5 protein-coding genes are annotated in these 3855 nt (G+C 45.3%); 2 read left to right on the top strand and 3 right to left on the bottom strand.

Annotation, left to right across the window (positions count from 1 at the left end):
* The first annotated feature begins 244 nt into the window (after positions 1 to 244).
* Both B4H32_RS04970 and nth read left to right on the top strand, forming a co-directional pair.
* Positions 245 to 1042, top strand: a complete 798-nt coding sequence (locus B4H32_RS04970) for an RnfABCDGE type electron transport complex subunit B (RefSeq protein ID WP_004675854.1) — start codon at positions 245 to 247, stop codon at positions 1040 to 1042.
* Positions 1043 to 1729: an endonuclease III gene (gene nth / locus B4H32_RS04965; protein WP_286800483.1), complete on the top strand. Its 687-nt coding sequence runs from the start codon at positions 1043 to 1045 to the stop codon at positions 1727 to 1729.
* Here nth and B4H32_RS04960 read toward each other — a convergent pair.
* From B4H32_RS04960 to B4H32_RS04950, 3 genes are all read right to left on the bottom strand, one after another.
* On the bottom strand, positions 1726 to 1908 hold the full coding sequence (locus tag B4H32_RS04960; RefSeq protein ID WP_286800482.1) for a hypothetical protein: 183 nt from the start codon (positions 1906 to 1908) through the stop codon (positions 1726 to 1728). The two genes, nth and B4H32_RS04960, sit on opposite strands and share 4 nt — an antisense overlap.
* A gap of 60 nt (positions 1909 to 1968) precedes the next feature.
* Positions 1969 to 2622 (bottom strand): adenylate kinase, encoded by a 654-nt coding sequence (gene adk / locus B4H32_RS04955; RefSeq protein WP_004675860.1) that lies wholly within the window; start codon positions 2620 to 2622, stop codon positions 1969 to 1971.
* Between the two features lie 83 nt (positions 2623 to 2705).
* Positions 2706 to 3855, bottom strand: a 1150-nt coding sequence (locus B4H32_RS04950; RefSeq protein WP_286800480.1) for a DUF445 domain-containing protein, incomplete at its 5' end; no start/stop codon positions are given.

Raw genomic sequence — 3855 nt, 5'->3', positions numbered from 1 at the left:
CGCTCTTCCGATCTATACCATGTATCATTTTAGTGCATTATTTAATATATTAAAGAATTTCAATTAATTAAACAAAACAAGAAAGATATGATTTATTTTAGGATTGCTTGGTTAAAGTGCAATATTCGCACCATTTTTTGTCAAAATCCAACACTTTAAGCCAACTGTTGTTTCCAGATGTTCACCGCCAACACCATCTATTTTTTGTTATACTATTCCGTCCCATTTTGTTTCCCCTGTTGTTATGTCCCTGCCCCCACCACATTCCCTGATTGTCCAGATAGACCAGCTTTTACCACAGACACAGTGTGGTTTATGTGGGCATCGTGATGGATGTTTACCCTACGCACAGTCCATTGCCGAGGGTGAAGATGCGAACAAATGTGTTCCAGGCGGACAGCCTGTTGCGGATGCGCTTGCCGCACTGTTACAGCGCCCACAATTGACTGCCGAACCCAGTGTCTGGGAAATACAGGCAGATGGTCGCCCACAGCAAATGAAAGCGGTGATCCGTGAAGATGAATGTATTGGATGCACCAAATGTATCAGCGCATGTCCTGTAGATGCCATCATCGGCAGTGGCAAACTCATGCATACGGTGCTGGCAGATCTGTGTACAGGCTGTGAACTATGTATCCCACCTTGTCCAGTTGACTGTATTGACCTGGTTGCCGACATCAAGCCACTGCCAACCCGAGAACAGCGCGTTAAGGAACAGGATGAATTAAGGCATCGTTACTATGCCCATATCCAGCGTGAAGAAAAACGCCGCCTGAATCGTAAAGGTCCGATTGTACGGGCTGAAATCGATACCGATTTGTTTGCCCAGTTCTCCCAGGCACTCAATAATGTGCCTGTGATTACACTGGCAGACAAGCCCAAAGAAAGCGCCCCAGTTGATGCAAAAACCACGATTGAACTGGCTAAAATCCGCACCCAGATCAAGAAGCTGGAGAAACAGTTAAGCGTACGGGCTGATGAACAGAAACAGGTGCAACTGCTTAGCCTACAGCAACGTTTAAATGAATTGCAGGAAGTCTAAATGCCCGTTAAGAATATGACCAAAAAGCAAATTCAGGTTTTCTTTGAACGCTTACGTGAGCAACGTCCCGATCCCCGTACAGAGCTGAACTATTCATCGCCATTTGAACTGCTGATTGCGGTGATGCTTTCGGCCCAGGCGACCGATGTTAGTGTAAACAAGGCAACCGATAAACTCTATCCTGTGGCAAATACAGCCCAGGCCATCCTTAATCTTGGTGTCGAGGGACTCAAGGCATATATCAAGACCATTGGGCTCTATAATGCCAAGGCTGAAAATGTGATTAAAACCTGCCAGATTTTGGTTGATCAATACCAGGGACAAGTACCCGAAACACGTCAACAGCTTGAAGCGCTGCCAGGCGTAGGCCGTAAAACGGCAAATGTGGTGCTGAATACCGCATTTGGACAGCCAACCATGGCGGTGGACACCCATATTTTTCGAGTGGGAAATCGTACAGGTTTAGCCGTTGGAAAGAATGTGTTAGAGGTTGAGCATCGTCTAGTTAAGGTGATCCCGAAAGAATTTATTTTGGATGCCCATCACTGGCTGATTCTACATGGCCGTTATTGCTGTATCGCGCGTAAGCCGAAATGTTTTGAATGTGTGGTTGCAGATGTCTGCAACTGGCCTGACCGCTTTGAGTTTGGTGCAAGTAAGGCCATTACAACAAAAAACCTCAGTTAATCCTGAGGTCTTTTATCCTGCCGCAATTTTGGATGTAGCTGACGCGTTTTTCCATTCTGCCGATTTTCCAGTGCCTGCTGTTTTTGCACATGGCGCAGCATTTTTTGGCTCTGGTACGCCAGAAACAAGAGTAAAGCCAAACTTAAGATCACAAGCAAAATAAGAACCACTTTTAGCACAAGCTTTCTCCCAAATAAAAAGAGCCCTATTCAGAGCCCTTTCATCATTCGCAATTCAGGTTATTTGTCCAGAATCGCAAACAGGTCTTTTTGTACATCATCGATGGCACGCAGACCATTCAACTTATTATAAGTTGGTGCATTCTCACCAGAAGCGGCACGCCTCTGATAGAAATCAACCAGTTGCTCAGTTTCGCTATGGTAAGACGCAAGACGCTTACGAATGGTCTCTTCTTGATCATCTGGACGCTGTACCAGCTCCTCACCTGTTTCGTCATCCTTACCTTCCACTTTTGGCGGATTGTAAACCAGGTGGTAAATACGACCAGACGCTGGGTGCTGACGACGACCAGAAAGACGCTGAACGATTTCTTCGTCAGGCACATCAATTTCGATCACATGGTCAATGCTGATACCCGCAGTTTCCAGAGCCTCAGCCTGTGGAATCGTACGTGGGAAACCGTCAAAAATACAACCATTTTCACAGTCAGGCTGGGCAATACGCTCCTTAACCAAACCAATAATCAATTCGTCTGAAACCAAACCACCTGACTCCATGACGCTTTTCGCCTTTAAGCCTAGTTCAGTACCTTCACGAATTGCAGCGCGGAGCATATCACCAGTTGAAATTTGTGGGATATTGTAGCGCTTACAGATCAACTGAGCTTGAGTACCTTTACCTGCCCCAGGTGGTCCGAGTAAAATAATGCGCATAAAAGAACATCCTCATTTAAAAACAATAAATCTTAAATTGAGCAATATGATACAGATTTATTGCTCAACCAACATCAAATTAATTATAAGAAAGCAACAAATAAGTGGATTAAACCAGCAATGAAACCAGTTACACCACCCAATAAAATTAGGATCCACTCATCTTCTTGGAACGCAGGTCGCAATAAATTCTGGAATTCTTTCGGCGTTAGTTCACGGATGCGGTCTCTAAACATTTGAAAGATCTTCTGCGCACGACTTGCATTCAGAGCTGGGTCACATACTGGACCCATAGTAATTTCAATTGAGCGATCAATCAAGTCAGTCTTGAGTCTAGCATATTCCCTAGGGCCAAGTGAAAGCTGCAATGATGTACGCACCAGTGGCGTTTCCATAATTTCATTGATATGACGCTTGACAATACGGCGGGTCTTGTCCTTTTTACTACCATACATCATTTCAGTCATGATGGATTTTAGGGTAATCAGGTCTTCGGTCACCACACTGGCAAACACATCAGAAACCTCTTCCTGACGCTTCATGAATGCACCCTGAACATTATAGGTGCCAATCTTCAACACAGGCACAATCCACGGGAACTTACGGTCTTTGGTTAAACGGAAAATCTGTGGATAGCGGATATAGTGTGGCTCGATTGGGTTGAACACCATCCAGATCGCAATCCAATTGGTCAGAAAACCCCAGATGGCGGCCCAGAACGGAACAGTCCAGTGCCAAGGCACCACAAACCAGACAATCATCTGGAACACACCAAAGAACATCCCAATCAGCGCACTGATATGCCAAATAAAGTTAATTTCCTTTTGCCCCACTTTCAGGAACATCCGCACCATCAAACGGCGGTCACCCTCCATCTGGCTCACCACCATTTCACGCATGTCAACCAGTGACTCAACATTCATGGTCAGCTCAGTCACCAGTTCCTTTAGGGTATTTGGCAACTGTTTATGCGCCTGTGCATAAATACGGCGCTTAATTGAATAAGGCAGGTTTTCCCACAGCACCGCATTACGGTCAAGCATAACCTCATCAATCAGGTGTTCAAGTTCAAAACCAACCTGCTCACCAATGATGTTTGCCATGTCCTCAGGGTCCATCGCTTCCAGAAACTCTCGCAATGAACCTAAGTTTGATAGGGTATTGTCAGTAATAATGCCTGAAATACGTCCTGCCTTACGTGGCACAATCCCTTGCCAACCTACAGGTAATGGT

This window comes from Acinetobacter sp. UBA2063 (genome assembly GCF_002333245.1).
In the GTDB taxonomy this organism is placed as follows: domain Bacteria; phylum Pseudomonadota; class Gammaproteobacteria; order Pseudomonadales; family Moraxellaceae; genus Acinetobacter; species Acinetobacter parvus.
The sequence above is the reverse complement of the archived record's forward strand: the minus strand, read 5'-3'. Positions and strand labels throughout refer to the sequence as shown.